The organism is Streptosporangium sp. NPDC050855 (assembly GCF_044456585.1).
Lineage (GTDB): Bacteria > Actinomycetota > Actinomycetes > Streptosporangiales > Streptosporangiaceae > Streptosporangium > Streptosporangium longisporum.
In genome coordinates this window covers 134,880-156,724 of sequence record NZ_JBITFY010000015.1, presented here as the reverse complement: position 1 = coordinate 156,724, position 21,845 = coordinate 134,880, and the positions used below count along the sequence as shown (strand labels likewise).

20 protein-coding genes are annotated in these 21,845 nt (G+C 72.1%); 5 read left to right on the top strand and 15 right to left on the bottom strand.

Annotation, left to right across the window (positions count from 1 at the left end; genetic code table 11):
• Nucleotides 1-108 precede the first annotated feature (108 nt).
• Complete coding sequence (locus ACIBCT_RS27940; protein WP_399193480.1) at nucleotides 109-1,305, top strand: hypothetical protein; 1,197 nt, start codon at nucleotides 109-111, stop codon at nucleotides 1,303-1,305.
• A 90-nt stretch (nucleotides 1,306-1,395) separates the two neighbouring features.
• On the opposite strand, the gene ACIBCT_RS27935 is transcribed toward ACIBCT_RS27940, so the two are convergent.
• The 5 genes from ACIBCT_RS27935 to ACIBCT_RS27915 form a co-directional block, all read right to left on the bottom strand.
• Nucleotides 1,396-2,229, bottom strand: coding sequence for an LLM class flavin-dependent oxidoreductase (locus ACIBCT_RS27935; protein ID WP_399193477.1), 834 nt, complete (start codon nucleotides 2,227-2,229; stop codon nucleotides 1,396-1,398).
• 7 nt (nucleotides 2,230-2,236) lie between these two features.
• Nucleotides 2,237-2,779, bottom strand: a complete 543-nt coding sequence (locus ACIBCT_RS27930; RefSeq protein WP_399193475.1) for a C40 family peptidase — start codon at nucleotides 2,777-2,779, stop codon at nucleotides 2,237-2,239.
• 520 nt (nucleotides 2,780-3,299) lie between these two features.
• Nucleotides 3,300-3,500, bottom strand: a complete 201-nt coding sequence (locus ACIBCT_RS27925) for a hypothetical protein (protein ID WP_399193473.1) — start codon at nucleotides 3,498-3,500, stop codon at nucleotides 3,300-3,302.
• A 276-nt stretch (nucleotides 3,501-3,776) separates the two neighbouring features.
• On the bottom strand, nucleotides 3,777-4,424 hold the full coding sequence (locus ACIBCT_RS27920; RefSeq protein WP_399193471.1) for a response regulator: 648 nt from the start codon (nucleotides 4,422-4,424) through the stop codon (nucleotides 3,777-3,779).
• Complete coding sequence (locus tag ACIBCT_RS27915) at nucleotides 4,399-5,577, bottom strand: sensor histidine kinase (RefSeq protein ID WP_399193469.1); 1,179 nt, start codon at nucleotides 5,575-5,577, stop codon at nucleotides 4,399-4,401. The genes ACIBCT_RS27920 and ACIBCT_RS27915 overlap by 26 nt, the downstream gene beginning before the upstream one ends.
• A gap of 161 nt (nucleotides 5,578-5,738) precedes the next feature.
• On the opposite strand from ACIBCT_RS27915, the gene ACIBCT_RS27910 reads away from it, so the two are divergent.
• Both ACIBCT_RS27910 and ACIBCT_RS27905 read left to right on the top strand, forming a co-directional pair.
• On the top strand, nucleotides 5,739-6,452 hold the full coding sequence (locus tag ACIBCT_RS27910) for an ABC transporter ATP-binding protein (protein WP_399193467.1): 714 nt from the start codon (nucleotides 5,739-5,741) through the stop codon (nucleotides 6,450-6,452).
• Entirely contained in the window at nucleotides 6,449-7,312 is an 864-nt protein-coding gene (locus ACIBCT_RS27905) for a hypothetical protein (protein WP_399193465.1), read from the top strand. The genes ACIBCT_RS27910 and ACIBCT_RS27905 overlap by 4 nt, the downstream gene beginning before the upstream one ends.
• A gap of 72 nt (nucleotides 7,313-7,384) precedes the next feature.
• Here the strand turns inward: ACIBCT_RS27905 and ACIBCT_RS27900 are convergent, their stop codons facing one another.
• The 4 genes from ACIBCT_RS27900 to ACIBCT_RS27885 all read right to left on the bottom strand — a co-directional run bounded on the left by ACIBCT_RS27900 (nucleotide 7,385) and on the right by ACIBCT_RS27885 (nucleotide 13,734).
• Nucleotides 7,385-10,078 (bottom strand): ricin-type beta-trefoil lectin domain protein, encoded by a 2,694-nt coding sequence (locus ACIBCT_RS27900; RefSeq protein WP_399193463.1) that lies wholly within the window; start codon nucleotides 10,076-10,078, stop codon nucleotides 7,385-7,387.
• A gap of 1,048 nt (nucleotides 10,079-11,126) precedes the next feature.
• Entirely contained in the window at nucleotides 11,127-12,551 is a 1,425-nt protein-coding gene (gene glnA, locus ACIBCT_RS27895) for a type I glutamate--ammonia ligase (protein ID WP_399193461.1), read from the bottom strand.
• A gap of 161 nt (nucleotides 12,552-12,712) precedes the next feature.
• On the bottom strand, nucleotides 12,713-13,372 hold the full coding sequence (locus ACIBCT_RS27890) for a hypothetical protein (protein ID WP_399193460.1): 660 nt from the start codon (nucleotides 13,370-13,372) through the stop codon (nucleotides 12,713-12,715).
• Nucleotides 13,369-13,734: a hypothetical protein gene (locus tag ACIBCT_RS27885; RefSeq protein ID WP_399193458.1), complete on the bottom strand. Its 366-nt coding sequence runs from the start codon at nucleotides 13,732-13,734 to the stop codon at nucleotides 13,369-13,371. The genes ACIBCT_RS27890 and ACIBCT_RS27885 overlap by 4 nt, the downstream gene beginning before the upstream one ends.
• A 118-nt stretch (nucleotides 13,735-13,852) precedes the next feature.
• Between ACIBCT_RS27885 and ACIBCT_RS27880 the strand changes: the two genes are divergently transcribed.
• Complete coding sequence (locus ACIBCT_RS27880) at nucleotides 13,853-14,314, top strand: RDD family protein (protein ID WP_399193456.1); 462 nt, start codon at nucleotides 13,853-13,855, stop codon at nucleotides 14,312-14,314.
• 208 nt (nucleotides 14,315-14,522) lie between these two features.
• Nucleotides 14,523-14,954, top strand: coding sequence for a sigma-70 family RNA polymerase sigma factor (locus ACIBCT_RS27875; RefSeq protein ID WP_399193454.1), 432 nt, complete (start codon nucleotides 14,523-14,525; stop codon nucleotides 14,952-14,954).
• Here ACIBCT_RS27875 and ACIBCT_RS27870 read toward each other — a convergent pair.
• The 6 genes from ACIBCT_RS27870 to ACIBCT_RS27845 all read right to left on the bottom strand — a co-directional run bounded on the left by ACIBCT_RS27870 (nucleotide 14,926) and on the right by ACIBCT_RS27845 (nucleotide 21,823).
• Complete coding sequence (locus ACIBCT_RS27870) at nucleotides 14,926-15,732, bottom strand: class I SAM-dependent methyltransferase (RefSeq protein WP_399193452.1); 807 nt, start codon at nucleotides 15,730-15,732, stop codon at nucleotides 14,926-14,928. The two genes, ACIBCT_RS27875 and ACIBCT_RS27870, sit on opposite strands and share 29 nt — an antisense overlap.
• Entirely contained in the window at nucleotides 15,732-16,409 is a 678-nt protein-coding gene (locus ACIBCT_RS27865; RefSeq protein WP_344886709.1) for a DUF4191 domain-containing protein, read from the bottom strand. The genes ACIBCT_RS27870 and ACIBCT_RS27865 overlap by 1 nt, the downstream gene beginning before the upstream one ends.
• 251 nt (nucleotides 16,410-16,660) lie before the next feature.
• Nucleotides 16,661-19,180: a beta-glucosidase gene (locus tag ACIBCT_RS27860; protein ID WP_399193450.1), complete on the bottom strand. Its 2,520-nt coding sequence runs from the start codon at nucleotides 19,178-19,180 to the stop codon at nucleotides 16,661-16,663.
• A gap of 105 nt (nucleotides 19,181-19,285) precedes the next feature.
• Nucleotides 19,286-20,215: a lipoyl synthase gene (gene lipA, locus ACIBCT_RS27855; RefSeq protein WP_399193448.1), complete on the bottom strand. Its 930-nt coding sequence runs from the start codon at nucleotides 20,213-20,215 to the stop codon at nucleotides 19,286-19,288.
• Between the two features lie 164 nt (nucleotides 20,216-20,379).
• A complete protein-coding gene (lipB, locus tag ACIBCT_RS27850) occupies nucleotides 20,380-21,057 on the bottom strand; it encodes a lipoyl(octanoyl) transferase LipB (RefSeq protein WP_344886715.1) in 678 nt (225 codons plus the stop codon).
• 28 nt (nucleotides 21,058-21,085) lie between these two features.
• Nucleotides 21,086-21,823 (bottom strand): Type 1 glutamine amidotransferase-like domain-containing protein, encoded by a 738-nt coding sequence (locus ACIBCT_RS27845; protein WP_399193444.1) that lies wholly within the window; start codon nucleotides 21,821-21,823, stop codon nucleotides 21,086-21,088.
• Between the last annotated feature and the right edge of the window lie 22 nt (nucleotides 21,824-21,845).

Sequence of the window (21,845 nt, the reverse complement as noted above, 5' to 3'; positions counted from 1 at the left end):
CCCGCCCGGGAGGCGTCCGGGCCTGGAGACAGACCCGGGATCACGAAATCGACCTGTTTCAGGTGATCGCGTTGCGCCGTCCGGGGCGGGCGTGTATCAACGGTCCGGGTGATCCTTTTGATATCCGTCTACATCGATCTGGCCATCGGGCTGATCCTGGCCTTCCTGCTCCTGTCGCTCCTGGTGAGCGGGATCAACGAGGCCATCGTCCGGCTGCTCGGGATCCGCAGCAAGTTCCTGTGGGCCTACCTCAGGGACACGATGGACGGCTCCGAGGGCGGCAGGTCGTGGATCCCGTCGAAGGTGGCCGACGTCTTCGCGAAGCTCCCCTTCTCCAGCGACGACCCGCGTCCGGTGCACAGCCCCGACCCGGCGCCCGCGGTGGTGGAGCCGATGCCGGTGGACCTGACCGCGGTTCCCGCGGACGCGGGGGCGCCCCCGGGGGAGTCCTCCCCGGCCGCGGCGGCGGGCTCCGGGGAGCGGGGGACCGGCACGGCCGCCGCTCCGGTCACCGGGGGCGCCGCCGGGACGGGGGAGCCCGCACCGGCGATCGACATGACCGCCCGGCTGTACGAACGGCTCCAGGAGATCGACCACCCCAAGGGCGCCCGTACCAGCATCGCGAACATCCCGCCCGAGCGCTTCTCCGGCGCCGTGATGGAGCTGGTCGCCGCCGAGGAGGACGGGATCGACGGCCTGCTGGCCAAGCTGGAGGCCATCCGCAGCCCGCTGGCCGGTCACCTGCGCGGGGTCTGGGAGGGCGCCCAGCGGGACACCCAGAAGTTCCGCAAGGGCGTCGAGCACTGGTTCGACGGTGAGATGCAGCGCCTGTCCACGCTCTACGCCCGCTACGTCAGGTGGGTGGTCTTCGCCCTGGGCATGGTGCTCACCCTGCTGTTCAGCATGGACGCGCTGGAGTACGGCAAGACGCTGCTGCGCGACAACGCCTACCGCGCCGGGGTGGCCGCCATCGCGGGCGGCGGAGGGGACGGGTACGCCGCGCTCAAGGAGAGGTGCGCCGGTGCCGAGCCCGGCCTGGCCGAGCCGTACCGGTGCGTGACCGAGTCCCTCAGCTCCCCGGCGCTGGTCAAGATCTTCGACCACGCGATCCTGAGCGTCACGATGCCGCCGGAGGACTCCGCCGACCCCTCCTTCAGGTGGAACGGCGCGGCCTGGTGGGACCGGCTGATCACCCCCGGGCACTGGCCCGGGTACCTGCTCACCATGGTCGCGCTGCTGTTCGGCGCCTCGTTCTGGTGGGACGTCCTGCGCCGGCTGACCGGCGTGCGGGGCAACCGCTCCTAGACCGTCCGCGGGGTCCCGCGGGCGGGCCGTCCCCGGTACGGGTCCCGCGCGTCCGGGCTCGGCGGGTCCCCGCGCGGGCCGGGCCGTGTCTCAGCGCAGTTCCGCCAGGAGCAGGTCCACCTGGGGGAGCGGGCCGGGGCCGTACGGCCGGACCACGACCGTGGCGGCGCCCGCCTCCCAGAGCGATCTCACCTGGTCGGCGGCCTCCTCGGCGGAGCCGGACGCCATCGAGACCTCGTCCGGCGAGACGCCCAGGAACCCCGCGGAGTCCGCCGCCAGCCGGGCGGCGGCCTCGGGGTCGCCGATGCACAGGTGGGTGAAGACCACCATCTCGTGATCGCCGTCACCGGTCGCCTTCAGCGCCTCGGCGATCCCGTCGGGACCGACGCCCTCCGGCAGGATCGTGCCCTGCGCGACGCGGCCGGACAGCTCCAGCGAGCGGGGCCGCACCACCCCGGCCAGCACCGGCGGCACGACGGCCGGGGGGTGGACCAGGCGCACCCCGTCGATGTGCACGGCCCGTCCCCGCAGGGACACGGTCTCGCCGCGCAGCAGCCCGCGTACCGACGTGATCGTCTCCTCCAGCAGCGCCAGTGGGGAGGGGGCGAGGGCGCCCACCTGGCGCATCCAGTCCTGGACGCCGTGCCCGATCCCGGCGGCGAGCCGGTGCGGGTGCAGCCGGGCCAGGTTGCCGAGCTCCATGGCCAGCAGGGCCGGGTTGCGCAGGGGCGCCGGGGCGATGCCGATCCCCACGCGCAGCCGCTCGGTGACGGCGAGCACGGTGGCCGCCGACGAGACGGCGCCGGTCCAGCCGAGATCCTCCACCACCCACAGGTCGTCCACGTCCCCCACGTCCAGGTGGCGGGCGAACGGGATCAGCGACTCGGGGGGAAGGTCGCGGTCGAACATGACACCCAGACGCATGTCTCTCCTAGAGGTAGCGGAAGTAGCCGGCGAGACCGCGGACGGCCGCGACACGGTCGATCCGCACCTCGGTCCCCGTCCTGCGCGCGTTGATCATCTTGCCGCGGCCGATGTAGACGCCGACGTGGTGGGTTCTGACCTTACGCTTGCCCACCTTGCCGTAGAAGACGAGGTCTCCCGGCCTGGCCGCCGCGGCGGGGACCTTCTTGAGCCGCTTTACGTGGTCGTCGGTGTTGCCCGGTCCCAGCACGTCCCGGCCGTAGGCGAGGTGGTAGACCCAGCGGGCCAGCCCCGAGCAGTCCAGGCCGCGGGTCCTGGTGGCCGGGCAGGGCTTGATCGATCCCTGGTAGCCCTGGCAGGTGCCGAACGAGGGGCCGGGAGCGTCGTCGTGCCCGCCGCCCCAGGAGTAGGGGATCCCTCCGCCGCGCCAGCCGGGCTGGTCCTGCCCGGCCTCGATCGCGTACGCGATGGCGGTGATCCGGTTGGGAGGGGCCGGTGCGAGCGGGATCAGGGCGGAGGCGCCGGCCAGCAGGAACGTTCCCGTGAGCACGGCCGTCGCGGCCCACCACCTGCGCCGGCCACTGTGCCGGCCACTGTGCAGAGGGGAGCCGTCGTGCCCGGGGGAGTACCCGCGCGGGGAGGCGTCGTCGCGCCCGGAGGGGGCGCCGGATCGGAGGGGAGGACGCCGTTCTCCGGCGGGGGGAGATGCCGGAGACGGGTCTCCGTTCCGGAGAACCTCTGTCACGTCACCTCACTTTGGATGATTTATCCGTATAAGTCATCCTCAGTCTGCCTGACGAGCCGGTAGCGCGCGTGACCCGTGAAGCCGCGGACACGCCGCGCGGACCCGCGTACCGGACACGCCGGGACCCCGACACCGGTGATGCACCAGGGTGTCCGACACCGGACATGCCGCGACCCGGGTACCGGTGACGCGCCCGGGTGTCCCGTACCGGACATGCCGCGACCCGCGTGCCGGGCACGCGGGTCGCGGATGGAGGCGGGGTCGCGCGGGGCGGAGCGGCGGGGTGACGGGGGCACGGTCACCCGCGGCTCGCGGCCCGCGGCCGTCAGTTGTTGTCGTCCGCGTCGTTGGGCTCGTTCGCGTCGTCCCCGTCGTTGTCCTGGCCCGGGGCGGAGGTGGTGTTGACCACGTCCGGACCGTCGTCCCCGTCGTCGTCGCCCCCGCCGCCGCAACCGCCGACCAGGCCGACCAGCGCGGCCATCGTCGCGGCGGCCAGTGCCGCCTTACGGGTGGTCTGAGCCAGCATGCGCAACCTCCAAGATGGTGTTCCCGTGCCGGACGCGTGAGCGTCCGCCTGGCCTCCTCACTGTCCCGTACGGCCGGGATCTAACACCGGGCCGGTGCTCCGTGTGCGTCAGGCCGGGGCCGCGTGCGTCGAGTTCCTCGGCCCCGGGACGGCACCTGCCGTCCGGCGGGCCGGTGAAGACGAGCCGCTCGTGGAGCAGCCCTTCCAGCGCCCCGGCGTCCCCGGCGAGCCCGTCACGGCGGGCCCTCCCGGCGGGCCCTCCCGGCGGGCCCCCTGTCACAGCAGGCCCGCGTCACGCACCTTCATCGCGACCTGCACCCGGTTCTCCGTCCCCAGCTTGGCGAAGATCCGGGTGACGTTCGCCTTCACGGTCGCGACGCTCATGTGCAGGCGCTCGGCGATCTCGGCGTTCGAACCGCCCCTGGCCACCTCGACCGCCACCTCGCACTCGCGTTCGGTGAGCCTGGCCAGCTCCTGCCGCGCGTCCGGGAGCCCCGGCCCGCGTCCCGTGGTGGCCGCGTCGATCACCCGCCGCGCGACGCTCGGCGACAGCACCGGCTCACCCCTCGCCACGGCGCGTACCGCCTCGATCATCTTCGGCGGGGGGGTGTCCTTCAGCAGGAAGCCGTCGGCGCCGAGCCGCAGGGCCCGCAGCACCATGTCGTCGGCGTCGAAGGTGGTGAGCACCAGGATCCGGGGCGGGTCCGGCCGGGCCAGCAGCAGTTCGACGGTGACCAGCCCGTCCTGGACGGGCATCCGGATGTCCATCAGCACGACGTCGGGCCGCAGGTCGGCGATGACGCGCATGGCCTGCCGGCCGTCCTCGGCCTCTCCGGCGAGCTCCAGGTCGGGCTCGCCGCCGAGGATGAGACGCAGCCCGGTCCGTACCATCGCGTCGTCATCCACGATCACCAGTCGAATCACGGTGTGAAGCCTCCCACGGCAGCCGGGCGTCGAGAACGAAGTGTCCGTCGCGGACGGCGTGGCCGAGCGTGCCACCGGCCATCCGGATCCGTTCGGCCAGGCCGACCAGGCCCAGCCTCGCACCGGGACCGGCGGGCGTCCCGCCCGGCACCGGGTTGCCCACCCGGATCCGCAGGCCCTCGCCCGGCCGCCCGCAGAGCTCGACGGTCACCTCGCCGCCCGGCGCGTGCTTGCGCGCGTTGGTCAGGGCCTCCTGCACGATCCGGTACGCGTGCCGGCCGGTCTGCTCCGGCAGCAGCCCGCGCTCGCCCACGGCGTCGCGCACCTCGACCCGCTGGCCGGCGGCGCGCACCTCGCCGAACAGGGTCTCCAGGTGGGCCAGGGTCGGCTGCGGGGCCTGCGCGGCGCCGTCGTCCCGGAGCGTGCCGAGCACGGCGCGCAGCTCGTTCAGCGACCGGTGCGCGTTCTCCTGGATCGCCAGCGCGGTCTCGCGGGTCTGCTCGGCGCCGAGGTCCCTCCGGTACGCCAGGCCGCCGGCGAGCATCGACAGCAGCGAGAGCCGGTGGGCCAGCACGTCGTGCATCTCCTGGGCGATCTGGACCCGTTCGGCCAGCCTGGCCTGCTCGATCCGCTGGAGCTGCTCGCGTTCGGCGGCCAGCACCGCCTGCCGCTCCGAGGCGGCCAGGTCGCGGCGCCCGCGCAGGTACAGCCCGAAGACGGTCAGCCCGCCCAGCAGCATCGTCCCGGCCGCCGTCGAGATGTAGGTCGCCTGGTCGATGCCGAACCAGCTGGAACGTACCACCAGACACACCCAGGACAGGATCGCGATCGGGACGATCTGCCGCCAGCGCCGGTGGGTGACCAGGGAGACGTACACGACCTGGGCCGGTCCGGTCGCCATGGTGGAGAAGGAGGTCAGCAGGGTGGTCGCCGTCGCGATCGGGACGGGCCGGTGGCGCCGCCACCGCATCAGCACCAGCCCGGCCAGGGCGAGACCGGTGTTGAGCAGCACGAGTCCCAGCCGATCGGGCCGGCGGAGGACGGCCATGAACAGGATGACGGCGTCGAACAGCATGGGGGCCAGGGCGCACAGGTAGCGCACCGCGACGGCCCGCCCGTCCAGGGGCGGCTGGTTCTCCGTGGGATCGTGCACGGTCCACAGCCTACGGAGCGGCCGGGGGAGGTCCCAGCGACCTGGGTCGACCTCCGATGGCCGTTGGTCCACGACCGCGGCTCCGGAGTCGGTCCCCGCGGTCCTGCGGACCTCGACCCCGGGACGATGACCGGCGGACCCGGATCCGGTGGACTGGAGTCATGATCGAATTCAGTCGCGTCACCAAGGACTTCCGGGGGACCAGAGCGCTCGACGACGTGTCCTTCACCGTCGCGCCGGGCAGCGTCACCGGGTTCCTCGGACCCAACGGCGCCGGGAAGTCGACGGCCCTGCGCGTCCTGGTCGGCCTCTCCCGCCCCACCTCGGGGTCGGCCACGGTACTGGGCCGGCCGTACGCCGAGCTGGGGTGCCCGGCCCTGCTGGTCGGCACGCTGCTCGACGCCGGGGCCCTGCATCCCGGCCGTACCGGGCGGGAGATCCTGACGCTGGGCGCGATGACGCTCGGCCTTCCGCGGTCGCGGGTCGACGAGGTCCTCGACCTGGTCGGGCTGACCCGTAAGGAGAGCCGCAGGACGACCGGCGGCTACTCGCTCGGCATGAGGCAGCGCCTCGGCATCGGCCACGCCCTTCTCGGCCGGCCCGAGGTGCTCGTCCTGGACGAGCCCGCCAACGGCCTGGACCCCCAGGGCATCCGGTGGATGCGCGAGCTGCTCGGCGAGCTGGCCGCCTCGGGGTGCGCGGTGCTGCTCAGCTCGCACCTGCTGCACGAGGTCGAGCAGACCGCCGACCGGATCGTGATGATCGGACGCGGCCGCGTCCTCGCGAACGGCACCGTCGACGAACTCGGCCGGGGCCGGAGCCTCGAACAGACCTTCCTGGACCTGACCGCCGACGCCGATCGGAGCGCCGCATGACCGACACCCCCGCGACCGACACCCCCGCGACCGACACCCCCGCGACCGGCACCTCCCACGCCCGTACAGCGACCCGGCCCCCGAACCCGACCCCGAAGCCGGCCCCGAACCCGAAGCCGGCCTCGGCCCGGGCGCGCATCCCGTTCTCCCGGCTGCTCCGGGTCGAGGCCAGGAAGCTCCTCGACACCCGCAGCGGCAAGATCATGGCGGTCCTGCTGGTGGCCCTGATACCGGCGTCCATCACGGCGCGGGGCTTCGTCACCGACCCCGACCTCTACACCCTGGCGGGCACCGCGGGCATCGGGCTCGCGACCCTGCTGCCGGTGCTCGGCATCCTCACCGTGACCGGTGAGTGGAGCCACCGCACCGCCCTGGTCACGTTCGCGCTCGAACCCCGGCGGTCGCGGGTGCTGGCGGCCAAGTGCCTGCCCCCGCTGATCATCGCCGCGCTGTCCGCGCCGTTCTCGCTGCTGGTCGCGGTGCCCGTGACGGCCGTCGTGGCGGGCGTCCGGGACCTCCCGGCCACCTGGGAGGTCGGCCCGGTGGCCCTGCTGGGCTGGATGGTGACGAACGTGCTGGTGGTCGCGACCGGCCTCGCCCTGGGCATGCTGCTGCTGAACGGGCCGGCCGCGATCGTGGTCTGCCTGACGACGCCGATGCTGTGGTCGATGGTGGGCAGGATGGGTTCCACCGGCGCGCTCCTGGCCGACTGGCTCGACGTGAACCGCGCGGCGATCCCCATGACGAACGGTCACCTCACCGGGGGTGACGCCGCCCGGCTGGCCACGTCGGCACTGGTGTGGATCGCCCTCCCGGCGATCGCCGGGGTGCTCCGCGTCAGCCGCAAGGAGATCACCTGACGGGACCCGCGACGTGGTGACCGGGCCGCGGACGGTGCGCGTACGACCGTCCGCGGCCCGGTGGGTCTCACGTCAGTTGCGCAGGCTCCACTGCTGGTTGGTCTGCCCGTTGCACGCCCACAGAATGGCCTTCGTGCCGTTGGCGGTGCCGCCGCCGTAGGCGTCCAGGCACAGCCCGGACTGCACGCCGGTGACGGTGCCGTTGGCGTTGAGGTTCCACTGCTGGTTCGTCTGCCCGTTGCAGTCCCAGATCACCACCTGGGTGCCGTTCACGGTGCCCTGGCCGGAGGCGTCCAGGCACTTGTTGCCGAACACCTGCAGCTGCTTGCCCGGGGTGTACGTCCACCGCTGGTCGGTGCCGCCGTTGCAGTCCCACAGCTGCGCCTGGGCGCCGTTGGTCGACGTGCCTCCGTTGACGTCCACGCATCGGCCCGACTGGCCACCCACGATCATGACGTTCTGCCGGCCGCCCCCGCCGTTGCCCTGCCTGACGAGCGACCTCGACTCGGCCGACCGGTTCCCCTGCGCGTCCACGACGAAGAGGCGGTACTCACCGGCCGACGTCGGGACGGCGATGGAGGTCGCGGTTCCGCCGGCCCTGGTCATCGTGGCGCCGGCGGTGAAGGAGGTCGTCCCCGAGGGGGCCAGCCAGACCGTCCTGCTCGCGTCGCCGGTGCTGCGGATGGGGATCGACGTCGCACCGGCGCCGACGAACGTGCTCGCGGGCAGGACGTGGTCCGGCAGGGAGAGGTCGCCCTGGGGGACGATGTCCCTGTACGCGTCCTCCAGCCCGGAGTTCACGGCGATGCCGTAGGCCTGCGACGGCCAGACGTAGTCGGACGACACGAGGATGTCGTGGATCGTGCTGTTCGGCAGGTTCTTGTTGGAGACCTTGTTGATGGGGCCGTACGTCTGGGTGATGCTCAGGTCGTGCTTGCGCCCGAAGTCGTCGGAGTTGACGAGCCACGTGATGTTCTTGTCCACGCTCAGGACGTTGTCGCGGAAGGTCATGTACGCCGAGCCCTCGTCAGGGTGGAGCCCGTACTTGTGGCCGGACGGGACGCCCTGCATGTAGTTGTCGGTGATCGTGGTCCCCGGCTGGCTGCCCAGCGTGTAGACCGGAGCCGTGTCGCTCAGGCGCTGCACCGTGTCGATGAAGTGGTTGTGGCTGACGGTGTTGTTCTTCGCCGTGGTGGTCGGCCGGTTGGGCACGATCGAGCCCGACGACCCGTCGAAGTTCCACCACCCCCAGCCGAGCGTCACACCGGACCACGGGGCCTTCTCGATGCGGTTGTGCCGGATGGACAGGCCGTCGGCGAAGTACGCCGAGATGGGGCTGTGCCCGTTGAACAGCACGGCGCTGTCGTGGAGGTAGTTGTTCGTTATCGCGATGTTCCTGGGCGCTCCCTCGACCTGGGCGGGGTACTTCTCACGGTTCGTCGCGGTGTGGTCCCCGATGTAGACGTGCTGGGGATGGCCCACGGCGATGGCGGATCCGGCGATGTCGTTCGTGTGGTTCCCGATCAGCTGCGTGTTCACCACGTCGTTGACCATGGTGATCCCGTCGACGCCGGTGTGCTGTACCCGGTTCCTCTGCAGGACGAGCCCGTCGGCGTTCTCGATCTGGATGATGCCGGGCGCCATGTCGACGTTGCGGTAGTGGTAGACGTGGAAGTTCTGCCTGGCGTACGCGAGCGCGCCGAGGTTGCCCTGCTGGGCCTGCTTGAGCACCGAGCCGGCCACGTTGAACAGGTTCCAGTCGGAGTGCTGGACCGTGAGGCCGGAGAACGTGATGTTCCGGGCGCGGTTGCTCGTGGAGGTGCCGGCGACCCTGATGACGGTGGACACGTTGTTCGGCGCGAAGACCGTCGCGGTCGTCATGTCCTCGGAGCCCGACTTGTAGTAGTACACCGTACGGCTCGTCTTGTCGAAGAAGAACTCGCCCGGCGTGTCCAGGAACTCGTAGGCGTTCATGACCTTGTGGTTTCCGCCGGTCTGGGCGTTCCCGTTGAAGGCGCCCTGGGCGATGGCCGCTCCCGGCTGCTGGAACTGGGCTATGCGGTTCGCGCCGTCAGAGGTGACCTGGCGGACTCCGACGATGGCCGTGGTCCAGGTCGTTCCCGTCTCTATCTCGATGTCGTCGTGGTTGCCGGAGACGGCGGGGAAGTCGTTCAGGCCGTACTTCACCGCCGCGCACTGCGAACCCGACTCCCACGCCCAGGGCGCCTGCCCCGCCGTGACGGTGTAGGTCCCGGAGCACCCCGCCGAGGTCATCGTCTTCGAGGCCATGTACGCGCGCCTGTCGTTGACGTAGAGCGCGCGGAGCTTGTTGGCGCGGTTCAGCGGGGCCTTCCAGATGTTGCCGCTGTGCTGCGTCCATCCGGTCACCTGAACGCCCCCGCTGAGGATCGGCGTCTCGTTCTGGTACGCGGAGTAGACGACCCGGTGACCGTTCGTGCCGGAGTCGGCCGGAGTGAAGTCGATCGTGCTCGCGACCGGGTAGGTGCCTCCGCGGAGGTACACCTGGATGTCGTCCGTCATGGTGGCGTTCACCGTGCGGACGACGTCCCTGGCGCGCTGCAGGGTCCTGAACGGTGACGTGATCGTCCCGGGGTTGGCGTCGTTGCCGTCGGGGGCGACGTAGTAGGTCGCCTGGGCCGCCGCCGAGGCCGGGGTGGCGCCCGCGAAGGTCGGCGGCAACGCGGCGGCGACGAACACCGCGAGCGCCGCCAACGCCTTCCCGGTGGTGGACGTGGCTGGCTTCACGCTCTGTTCCTTTCGCTGATTCCGGGCGGGGTGTTCACCGCGCGATCCCTCTGGCGCGGTCGCCGCCGGTTAGGCCGGACGTCCGTGCTGCGGGACGGGCGGTGCCGGTCGGTCGGGTGCGTACCGGGCGTCCGCCACGGGCGGCTCGTGGGCCCTCGCCGAAGGTTCACGGGTTCTCCGGTTCGCAGATGACGGGCTCGCCGGTGCCGAGGGGAGTCCCGGTCGTCCGCCCCGGCGCCGCGCTGACGGGGAGTCACCGGCGCCGGAACGTGAGAGAGGTCTCCTCATGGCACGCCCCAGGAATCCGTGGCAGACGCGGCGTTACTGATTTGTAACGTATGACGTATGCCGACTGATGTCTGGGGGTAACGTCGCATTAACAGAGGTTTTTGGCAACAGCCGGTGAACGCGGGAAGGTCGGCCTTCGTCCGCTCGGGAACCGTGGCACCGGGTGATCTTCCGCGACACGGCGGGCTCCCCGATCGGTGCGGTGTTACCCCGCCGGTCACGCGTACGGTGCCACCTGACGGCTCGCGGGCCCGATCCGCCAGGTCAGGGGCCGGTGCCCGCGTCACCGAGCCGGCGGCGGGCGGTCCGGTGCGACCCTCCGCGCGGTGCCCGCGGCGCACCGAGCCCCCGCAGGAACACCCCGCGCTCCGGGCGGGCCGGGAGCGGAGGCCGGTCACATCGGCGGTGGTGGGTCACGCGCGCCGATGTAACTTTCATCGGCGAAGCCGTAACGTTCGCCGGTCCGCTCGTCCGAAGCACCCACAGGAGATCGGCGGGTGCCCGTCTCGTCCTCACCCCGCGAGAGCGCGGTGCGACGAACCGGAACCTGTCCGGCCCGCTCGTCCGGAGACCGGTCCTCGGAGCCGGGAGAGTCGCCCCGGCCCGCGGGAGGCATGCGAAAGGCCCGAGGCATGCGAAAGGCCGCCGGACGTGCCCTCGACGGAGGGACGACCGACGGCCTTTCGCGGGAGCCCGAGTGCCCCGGATGTGCCCCGACGGGTTGACCGTCAGCGTTTTACCGGGTCAGGGGCTCGATGGCTCAGACGTCGTAGTACAGCTCGAACTCGTGCGGGTGCGGGCGCAGGCGGATCGGGTCGATCTCGTTCTCGCGCTTGTAGGCGATCCAGGTCTCGATCAGGTCCGGCGTGAACACGCCGCCCTCCAGCAGGTACTCGTGGTCGGCCTCCAGCGCCGCCAGCACGTCCTGCAGCGAGCCCGGCACCTGCGGGATGTTGCGGGCCTCCTCCGGGGGAAGCTCGTAGAGGTCCTTGTCGACCGGCTCGACCGGCTCGATCTTGTTGCGGATGCCGTCGATGCCGGCCATCAGCTGGGCGGCGAAGGCGAAGTACGGGTTGCACGACGGGTCCGGGACGCGGAACTCGATGCGCTTGGCCTTCGGGTTGGAGCCCGTGATCGGGATGCGGATGCACGCCGAGCGGTTGCGCTGGGAGTAGACCAGGTTGACCGGGGCCTCGTAGCCGGGCACCAGGCGGTGGTAGGAGTTGACCGTCGGGTTGGTGAAAGCCAGCAGCGACGGGGCGTGCTTGAGCAGGCCGCCGATGTAGTAGCGGGCGGTGTCCGACAGGCCCGCGTAGCCGACCTCGTCGTAGAAGATCGGCTCGCCGTCCTTCCAGAGCGACTGGTGGCAGTGCATGCCCGAGCCGTTGTCACCGAAGATCGGCTTGGGCATGAAGGTGACCGTGTGGCCGTGCTGCAGGGCCGTGCTCTTGACGATGTACTTGTACAGCATCAGGGTGTCGGCGGACTTGAGCAGCGTGTTGAACCGGAAGTCGATCTCCGCCTGACCGGCCGTGCCCACCTCGTGGTGCTGCATCTCGACGTCGATGCCGGCGTCGATGAGCTTGCGGACCATCTCCGAGCGCAGGTCGGTGAAGTGGTCCATCGGCGGCACCGGGAAGTAGCCGCCCTTGAAGCGCGGCTTGTAGCCGAGGTTGCCGCCGTCCTGGGCCTTGCCGCTGTTCCAGGCGCCCTCGATCGAGTCGATGTGGTAGTAGCTCGAGTGGGCGTTGGTCTCGAAGCGCACGTCGTCGAAGATGTAGAACTCGGCCTCGGGGCCGAAGTAGACCGTGTCGGCGATGCCGGTGCCCTTGAGGTACTCCTCGGCCTTGCGGGCGACGTTGCGCGGGTCGCGGCTGTAGGCCTCGCCGGTCAGCGGGTCGTGCACGAAGAAGTTGATGTTCAGCGTCTTGTGCTGGCGGAACGGGTCGAGCACGGCCGTGGAGGGGTCGGGCAGCAGCAACATGTCCGACTCGTGGATGGCCTGGAAGCCGCGGATCGACGATCCGTCGAACATCAGGCCGTCGGTGAAGACACCGGCCCCGAAGTTCTCCGAGGGGAACGTGAAGTGGTGCGTCGTTCCCGGCAGGTCGGTGAACCTGACGTCAACGAACTGGACCCCCTCGTCCTTGATGAAGTTCAGGACGTCGTCGGCGGAGTTGAACACGCTAACCTCCCATGGGGCACGGGCCATCAGACCGAAACTATGCCTGGGCCGTTACCGTGCCGTGTCTCGTTTGTTTCACCCGTGTTAAGCGAAAGTCCCCTCAACGCTAGTCCTCAGGTCCGGCCTGGGCGGGTATGGCGGGTCTTTCCTTTACGTGAGTTTCACGTCCCGGACCGGAGCGCCGCGCACTCCTCCGACGGCTCCTCCTCGAGGGAGTAGGGGTCCACCGATCGTGCGTTGTGGTCCAGCTTCGCGTCGGGTGCCGAGTCCGGGTAGAACGGGTGGACGAACCCGTCGTCGATGTCGCACCGCGCCGGGGCGACACCCCCGCCGTTCCACTCGGTCACCCAGAAGTGCAGCCGGCCCTCCTCCTTCCAGAGGTCCAGCGCGCCGACGTTGTGCGCGACGAGCCTGGTCAGCGTCTCCGGCCGACCCGGTCGCCTGATCGCGTACACGAACAGGTAGTTGACCTTGATCCGGACGCCCCGCAGGCCGTTCTCCCTGAAGACCGAGAGCCTGCTCTTCCCGTGGACCTTGAAGGTGTCGCCGACGAGCTCGGCGCTCCCGGGAGCCAGGCTGGTCACCCAGTCCTGGCTGCGGAAGTCGCCCTTGGTGCCGGGATGCGCCAGGCCCTCGACGAACGGCTTGCGCTGCTCGGGGTCCAGCAGGCGGATCAACCCCTCCGGCCGGCCCCCCAGGAGCACCTTGCGGTTCAGATGGGCGGCCGCCAGGAGGTTCCTGGCACGTCGTACAGCGGCGGCCACCTGCTTGCGGCTGAACCCGCCCATGGCCCTGGCCGGCGGCATGACCAGGCCCTTCACCCCGTCGGCGTACGCGGCGGCGGGCGAGCCCGCGAAGGGTCGTCCGTCCCGGCGGCATCCGTCCCGAGGGTCACGTCCGTCCTGCCCGTCCCGCCGTCCGGGCGGCCGGGACCGGCGAAGCCCCCGAAGACGCCGGCGCGGAACCGGTCGACGACGTCCGGACGGTACATGACGAACAACCCGGTGGCCGCGACCAGGGCGGCCACGACGGCGACCGTCGTCCAGCGCCTGCGGGAACGCCGGGAGCGGGGCGGCCGCGTCCTGCTCCGCGCGGCGCTCCTGCTCATCCGCCTGCGCTCCCGATCGGTGATCTGGGCCGTGAGCGCGGTGAAACGCTCGTCGATGTCGTCGATCTCGGACACGGGTCTCTCCGGGGGGATGCGCGCGATGGAAGACCAATGATCTATGACCCGGGCCGGGGCGCGACAGGCGGTCCGGGCGGATACGGGGGCGGCGGCCGGGGCGGCTACCGTTGGAGGCATGAGCAGTAGGCAGCCGCGGTGGACCCAGACCTGGCTCGGCGGTGTCAGATCGGCCGGGATCGACCTCGGATACCCGGGGGAGCGGCTCGGCCTGCCCCAGGAGGGCAGCGGTTCGGTGTCCGGGTTCGGCCGCAGGATCGCCGCCCTGCTGATCGACTGGCTGATCTGCACCTGGGCCATCACCCAGGGGCTGTTGGGGATCGACCCCACCCGGCAGGGCTGGGTGCCGATCACGATCCTCGCGGTCGAGTACCTCCTGCTGGTCGGCACCATGGGCATGACCTTCGGGATGCGCCTGCTCGGGATCAGGGTGGCGGCGCTCGGCGGCGGGCAGCCGGGATTCGTCGCGGTCCTGGTACGGACCCTGCTGCTCTGCCTGGCCGTACCCGCCCTGATCTGGGACCGCGACCAGCGGGGCCTGCACGACCGCGCGGCGAACACCGTGGTCGTACGCCTCTGACCGGGCCCGCTCCCGGTCCCCGTCCCGCTCCCGCCGGTCGCCCGGTCGCCCGATCGCCGTCCGCACCGTTCGACCGGTCTCCCGCCCGCTCCGCGTCCTGCCGCGGCGTCGTCGCCGGCACCGATTCCTTTTCCGCCCCGCGGCCGTCACACCGTCGGCGGCCGCGCCGCGCGGCACGACGAACGGGACGAACGGGAGGAACGGCCTGATGATCGAGGACGGGACGGCGCCGGAACGGACGGAGGACGCCACGCTCCCGGCCGCCGCGCTGGCGGGCGACGAGACGGCGTTCGGCGCGCTCGCCGAGAGGTACCGGCGCGAGCTGCGGGTGCACTGCTACCGCATGCTCGGCTCGTTCGAGGAGTCGGAGGACCTGGTGCAGGAGACGTTCCTGCGCGCCTGGCGGCGACGGGAGACCTTCGAGGGACGCTCGACGTTCCGGGCGTGGCTGTACCGGATCGCGACCAACGCCTGCCTGGACCTCCTCGACCGCGACCCGCGCCGCCCGCGCCCGCGCGAGGCGCCGGTGCTGGCCACTCCCGGCGTGCCCTCGCCGTCGGCGACCGAGGTCTTCTGGCTCCGCCCCTACCCGGAGAGGCCACGCGGGACCGCTAGGAACCGGGTGCCCGCTCGCAGGTGAAGATCGCCGTCCCCGGCAGGTGGCGCCCGCGCAGCGGGCTCCAGCCGCCCCACTCGCGGTCGTGGCCCGGCGGCCACTCCGGCTCGGTCAGGCCGCGCACGGTCAGGCCCGCGCCGGTGATCAGGGCGATCCAGTCGCCCATCGTGCGGTGGTGCTCGACATAGGACGGCCGCCCGTCCTCGCCGGTCTCCACGTACGGGGAGCGGTCGAAGTAGGAGCGGTCGCTGGTGAGCCCGGCCGGGCCGGGGTCGTCGGGGAAGGCCCAGCGGATCGGGTGGCTGACCGAGAAGACCAGCCGCCCTCCGGGCCGCAGCACCCGGCGGACCTCGGCCAGGACGGTCCCCGCGGCCGCCACGAACGGCAGCGCGCCGTACGCCGAGCAGGCCAGGTCGAAGACCTCGTCCGCGAACGGCAGGGCCTCGGCGTCGGCCTGGAGCACCGGAAGGGCGGAACCGGAGTCCAGATCGATCCGCCGGGAGTGCTGCAGCTGGCGGAAGGACAGGTCGAAGGCGGCCACCCGGGCGCCCCGGCCGGTCAGCCAGCGCCCGCACTGCCCGGCGCCGCAGCCGATCTCCAGCACGTCACGGCCCGCGACGTCGCCCAGCAGGCGCGCGTCGGCCTCGTCCAGCCCCTCGGGGCACCAGACGAAGCCCGCGTCGCGCAGGAACTCCCCGTGCTCGGCCTGGTAGTCGTCGGCGGCGCCGTCCCACCAGCCGCGGTTGGCGCGGGAGGTGGCCGCGGCGTCCACCCCGTGGCGGCCCACCCCGGCGAGGGACATCAGCGCATCTTCGGGCGGGGCATCCTCGCACCGCGCGGCAGCGGGCCCTTGGGCATCGGCATCGTCTGCGGAAGCGCCTTGAGCCGGTTGTTGATCTCGTACAGGGCGGGCTTCTTGAGGTTGCGGGGCAGCTTCATCAGGTGACGCTGCAGCTTGGCCAGCGGGATCTGGCCCTCGCCGTCACCGGACTGCACGTCGTAGACGGGCACGTCCAGCGCGACCCGCTGGACCCGCTTCTTCTCGGCGACCAGGAGCTTCTGCACGCGGTTGCCCGGCCCCTCGGAGACCAGGATGATCCCGGGGTAGCCGACCACGCGGTGCACGACGTCCTGGTCGCGGGTGGCCGCGACGACCGGGGTGACCTCCCAGTTGCCGCGCATGCCCTGCAGGATCGCGGCGGCGGCACCGGGCTGGCCGTGCAGCATGGAGTACTGCGCCCGCTGGGCGAGCTGGCCGAACACCACGAGCCCCACGGTCAGGGCCAGCATGATCCCGATGACGAACAGGTACCACCAGCCCGTGACCAGGCCGATCACCACGAACAGGACGAGCGTGCCCAGCGCGGAGGCATAGACGATCGGCATCCCCTTGGGGTTGGCCTGCTTGATGATCTGCGCGATCATACGGAGCTGCTTGACGCGCCCCGGGCGCTCTGAGTCTTCGGGCTTCTTGGCCATGCTCTGAAGGATACAAATCCAGGGCTCAAGAAATGAAAACGTGACCTGACGATCGTCCCGGCCCGGCCGCCCTCTTCCGGCGCGGCCCGTCCGGCCCCGGCCCCGCCCGGTCCGGTCCTGCCCGCTCCCGCGACCGTCCCGGCCCTCCCGCTTCCTTTCCGTGCCGGCCCCGACGTCCCCGGCTCACCGCTCCCGCCCCACCCCTCCCGTACCGCCCTGCCCGTCCCGTGTGCCCGTCCCGTGTGCCCGTCCTACCCGGTCACGGTCACGGTCGCGGACAGGCGCGGGTCGGCGACGCCGCGGCCCACCTCGACGGTGTGCTCCCCGGGTACGGTCCGCCAGCCCCGCTCCGTCCAGACCTGGAAGGCGCGCTCGGGCAGGTACACGGTGGTGATCACGGTCTGGCCGGGGGCCGCGTCGACGGCCGAGAACCCGGCCAGGATCCGTGCGGGCCGCGTCGGGTCCTGCTCGGGCGGCGCGAGGTAGAACTGGACGATCTCGCGTCCGGGGCGCCCGCCGGTGTTGGTCACCGCGACCGTCACGGTGGTCCCGGTGACGGCGACGGAGTCGTAGGACCAGGTGGTGTAGCCCAGGCCGTGGCCGAACCAGAAGGCCGGGACGCGCCCGGCCCGCTCCCAGGCGCGGTACCCGATGAGCAGGCCCTCCCGGTAGGCGACCTCGCCGTCCGACGGCGTCACGTCCAGGACGGGGACGTCGGACTCGCGCAGCGGCCAGGTGGTGGGCAGCCGCCCGCCGGGCTCGGCGTCGCCGAACAGCACGTCGGCCAGGGCGGCGCCCGCCTCCTGCCCGGGGAACCAGGTGAGCAGGACCGCGGGGACGTGCTCCAGCCAGGGCATCAGGACCGGTGACCCGGCGTTGACCACGACGACCGTGCGGGGGTTGGCCCGCGCGACCCTGGCGATCAGCTCGTCCTGACGGCCGGGCAGGGCCAGATCGGTGCGGTCGAACCCCTCGCTCTCCACCTCCGGGGTGGTGCAGACGACCACGATCGCCACGTCGGCGCCGGCGGCCGTCGCGACCGCCTCGGCGATCGTCGCGTCGTCACCGGGGGAGGGGGCGGCGTGACCCAGCGAGAACGAGACGAACGCCATCCCGCCGGACGCCGCCGTGAGGTGCCGGACGCGCAGCTCGACCGGGACGCCCGAGGTGAGCGCGGCGGTCAGGCGATGCTCGGGCGGCGCCAGGAACGCGGTCGCCGGATCACCGCCGGGCGACGTGACGAACCCGTCGAAGATCACCTCATCGCCGATCCTCACGGCGAACGCCCCCGCCCCCGCCAGGGAGAACACGTGCGACCCGGTCACCTCCGGGGTGTACGTACAGCGGATCTCCACGGCGCCCAGCCGGTCGGCGTCGACGTCCGCGGGCAGCCGGCCGACCCAGCGGGCCTCGGCGTCGGCCAGCGGATGCTCGCCCAGCAGCCCGCCCTCGGCGTCCAGGAAGACGGCGCGGCAGGGCACGGCGAGCGGCGCAAGCCGGACCCGCGGGTCGGTGCCCGGCGCGTGGCGGACCTCGACGTCCCCGCGCCCGCGCAACCCCTCCAGCGGCGAGACGATCCGGTCCGGGTACACCTGGGCGCTGCCACCGCCCATGATCCGCGGCTGTGCGGCGGCCGGCCCGATCAGCGCCACGCTCCGCACGCCCTCCAACGGCAGCAGGCCGCCCTCGTTGCGCAGCAGCGTGAACGAGCGCGCGGCCACCTCGCGGGCCAGCGCCACCCCGTCGATCGGGACGTCCCCGTCGGTCCGGGGAGCGACCTTCAGGCCCGTCCCGGGACCGGGGTCGGGGTCGGGATCGGGATCGGGATCGGGGCCGGGGTCGGAGGCGGACGCGGGGCCGGGATCGGGGTCGGAGGCGGGGCCGGGAGTGGACGCGAGGGTGGCGGGGGAGCCCGGGTCGGGGCGCAGCGCCCCGACCCGCAGGGCCAGGCGCAGCACGCGGCGGACCTGGTCGTCGACGACCTCCTCGGCCACCCGGCCGTCGCGGACCGCGGCCTCCAGCTTCGCGCCCCAGGGGCCGTACGGGCCCGGCATGGCCACGTCGAGCCCGCCGTCGGCCGTCGCCTCGGTGGAGCGGGCGGCCGTCCAGTCCGAGACGACGAGGCCGTCGAAGCCCCACTCGTCCTTGAGCAGGTCGCGCTGGAGCGCCCGGTGCTCGGTCATCGTGGTCCCGTTGACCGCGTTGTAGGCGGACATCAGCGCCCAGGCGCCGGCCCGTACCACCCGCTCGAAGGGGGCCAGGTAGACCTCCCGCAGCGTCCCCTCGCCGACCGTGACGTTCACCGTGAACCGGTCGGTCTCGAAGTCGTTGGCCACGAAGTGCTTGGGCGTGGCGGCCACGCCGCCCCCCTGGACGCCCTCGACGTAGGCGGCGCCGATCTCACCGGTCAGGTACGGGTCCTCGGAGAAGCACTCGAAGTGCCTGCCGCCCAGGGGGCTGCGGTGCAGGTTCAGGGTCGGGGCCAGCAGCACGTGCACGCCCTTGCGCCGGGCCTCCTGGGCGAGCAGCCGCCCGGCCCTGCGGACCAGCTCCACGTCCCAGGTCGCGGCGAGCGCGGTGGGGCTGGGCAGCGCGATCGAGGGATCACCCGGCGACCACCGCTCACCCCGGACACCGATCGGGCCGTCGCTCATCACCAGCGGGCCGAGCCCGATCCGCGGGAGGGCGGGAAGCGACCACATGTCGGTCCCGGTCAGCAGGCGCGTCTTGGCGCCCAGATCCAGCGTCCCGATCAGCTCTTCGATGTCCACGCCGACAGTCTCGCCCGGCGGGCCGGGAGGGCGACAGGGCCCGCGGTCACAGCTTTACGAAAGCGGGCGGGTGCCCGGCCCCGATCCCGGGGCCGGGCGACGCGCTCAGGCGTGCTGGCGGGCCTCGACGGCCTGCTTGTACAGGCGGCCGGCCCGGTAGGAGGAACGCACCAGCGGCCCGGACAGGACACCGGCGAACCCGATGGCCTCGGCCTCGGCCTGCAGCTCCACGAACTCCTCCGGCTTGACCCAGCGGTCCACCGGGTGGTGACGCGGGGTGGGACGCAGGTACTGGGTCACGGTCAGCAGGTCGCACCCGGCCTCGTGCAGGTCGCGCATGGCCTGGACGACCTCCTCGCGCTCCTCGCCCATGCCGAGGATCAGGTTGGACTTGGTCACCAGACCGGCCTGGCGGGCCTTGGTGATCACACCCAGCGAGCGCTCGTAGCGGAACGCGGGCCGGATGCGCTTGAAGATCCGCGGCACGGTCTCGACGTTGTGCGCGAACACCTCGGGCCTGGCGGAGAAGACCTCCTCCAGCTGGGCCTGGTCCCCGTTGAAGTCCGGGACCAGCAGCTCGACGCCGCAGCCGGGCAGGAGCGCGTGGATCTGCCGCGCGGTCTCGGCGTACAGCCACGCCCCGCCGTCGGGCAGGTCGTCGCGGGCGACACCGGTCACGGTCGCGTAGTTCAGCCCCATCTGCCGCACCGACTCGGCCACCCGGCGGGGCTCGTCGGTGTCGTACTCCTTGGGCTTGCCGGTGTCGATCTGGCAGAAGTCACAGCGCCGGGTGCACTGGTCACCGCCGATGAGGAAGGTGGCCTCGCGGTCCTCCCAGCACTCGGAGATGTTGGGGCAACCGGCCTCCTGGCAGACCGTGTGCAGTCCCTCGCGTTTGACCAGCGCGCGCAGCTCGGTGTGGTTGGGGCCGGTCCGGAACCGGGTCTTGATCCACTCAGGCTTCTTCTCGATGGGGGTCTCGGCGTTCCTGACCTCCAGGCGGAGGAGTTTCCGGCCTTCGGGGGAGACGGTCATGCGAGCTCCTTCATCGGTCGCGGGACCGAGGTGGTGCACATCGAGGTGCGGTATATGTCGTCACGCTCGCTCACACCCCCAGCTTATGTCCCGCCGCAGGCTGCGGCGGCCCCGGCCCCGGCGCCCCCTCACGAGGGCCGCCCGCGGCGCTCCGGGGACGCCGATCAGCGCCGGAACAGGTCCTCCTCGGGCAGCTCGAAGGCCCGCGCGCCCAGCGCCTCGGTCAGGTGCTTCTCGGCGTACGGCAGCACCTCGTCCACCACGATCCGGCGGCCGGTCTCGGCCGAGAGCGAGGAGACCCCGGCGTCGCTGATCCCGCACGGGACGATCCGGTTGTACCAGCTCGGGTCGTTGGAGCAGTTCAGGGCGAACCCGTGCATCGTCACGCCGCCCGCGACCCGGATGCCGATCGCCCCGACCTTCCTGTCGGGCAGGCCGTGCGAGGGGTCACCGGCCACCCAGATGCCGCCCCGCCCCTCCACCCGGCCCGCCTGCACCCCGAAGTCGGCGCAGACGTGCACCAGGGTCTCCTCCAGGAGCCTCACGTAGGCGTTCACGTCGAGCCGGCCGCCGAGCCTGACGATCGGGTAGCCGACCAGCTGGCCGGGACCGTGCCAGGTGATCCGGCCGCCCCGGTCGACCTCGACGACCGGGGTGCCGTCGGAGGGCCGTTCGTGCGGCGCGGTACGCCTGCCCGCCGTGTAGACCGGCGCGTGCTCGAGCATCAGGCAGGTGTCGGGAATCTCGTCGGCCACCCGGCGGGCGTGGATGCGCCGCTGGAGGTCCCATGCCTGCTCGTAGGGGAAGTCAACGCCAAGACGGACGATTGCCAGGTCACTCACGGCTCAAGAGTAGTTGACCCGTTCGTGGTCATGGTGTGAGAAGCCGAGGCTCGATGCGGAACTCCTTGGCGCCGCCCGACCCGTCGTGCTCCACCCGGTAGGCGTGCCCCCCCGGGCGCACGCTGACGGCCTGGATGAACTCGGTGCCCACGTAGTGCAGGGCGACGCCCTCGTCGGCGGCGTAGCCCATGGGCAGCTCGCCCGAGGCCACCGAGGCGTGCAGCAGCTCGCGCCGCTGGGGGTCGGAGTCGTAGTGGACGCCGCACGAGTACGGGAGCAGGCCCAGGCCGTCGGACCAGGCCCGCAGCTCGGGCCCGAAGGAGTCGGTGTTGCCGCCCACGTGCCAGCACAGCGCCCCGGCGCTCTGCCCGCTCAGCACCACGCCCGCCCGCCAGGCCTCCCGGAAGATCTCGTCCAGGCCGTGCAGCCGCCACAGGGCCGCCAGGTTGGCCACGCTGCCGCCGCTGACGTAGACGACGTCCTGGCCGAGGACCCACTCGCGCGGGTCCTCGACGTTGGGCATCGGGAACACCGTCAGGTGGCTGACCTCGACGTCCCAGTCGCGGAAGGCGCCGTACATCTTCAGCAGCCACTCGGAGTCGTCACCGGTGGCGGTGGCCAGCAGGCCCAGCCGGGGCCGGTCCTGGCCGCTCAGGTCCAGGGCGTACCGGAGCAGCGGGCTCGCCTCGATGAACCCGTAGCGGGCGGACGGGCGGAACGAACCGCCTCCGATCGCGACGATGTGCGAATGCCCGGGCCTGCCCATGTCCGTCTCCCAGTGATCGGTG

Coding starts and splice junctions, on each gene's coding strand:
- lipA (WP_399193448.1), bottom strand. CDS start 20,215: ATGACCGTCTCCCCCGAAGGCCGGAAACTCCTCCGCCTGGAGGTCAGG.
- ACIBCT_RS27880 (WP_399193456.1), top strand. CDS start 13,853: ATGAGCAGTAGGCAGCCGCGGTGGACCCAGACCTGGCTCGGCGGTGTC.
- ACIBCT_RS27910 (WP_399193467.1), top strand. CDS start 5,739: ATGATCGAATTCAGTCGCGTCACCAAGGACTTCCGGGGGACCAGAGCG.
- ACIBCT_RS27905 (WP_399193465.1), top strand. CDS start 6,449: ATGACCGACACCCCCGCGACCGACACCCCCGCGACCGACACCCCCGCG.
- ACIBCT_RS27870 (WP_399193452.1), bottom strand. CDS start 15,732: ATGTCCCTCGCCGGGGTGGGCCGCCACGGGGTGGACGCCGCGGCCACC.
- ACIBCT_RS27845 (WP_399193444.1), bottom strand. CDS start 21,823: ATGGGCAGGCCCGGGCATTCGCACATCGTCGCGATCGGAGGCGGTTCG.
- ACIBCT_RS27875 (WP_399193454.1), top strand. CDS start 14,523: ATGATCGAGGACGGGACGGCGCCGGAACGGACGGAGGACGCCACGCTC.
- ACIBCT_RS27865 (WP_344886709.1), bottom strand. CDS start 16,409: ATGGCCAAGAAGCCCGAAGACTCAGAGCGCCCGGGGCGCGTCAAGCAG.
- ACIBCT_RS27925 (WP_399193473.1), bottom strand. CDS start 3,500: ATGCTGGCTCAGACCACCCGTAAGGCGGCACTGGCCGCCGCGACGATG.
- ACIBCT_RS27935 (WP_399193477.1), bottom strand. CDS start 2,229: ATGCGTCTGGGTGTCATGTTCGACCGCGACCTTCCCCCCGAGTCGCTG.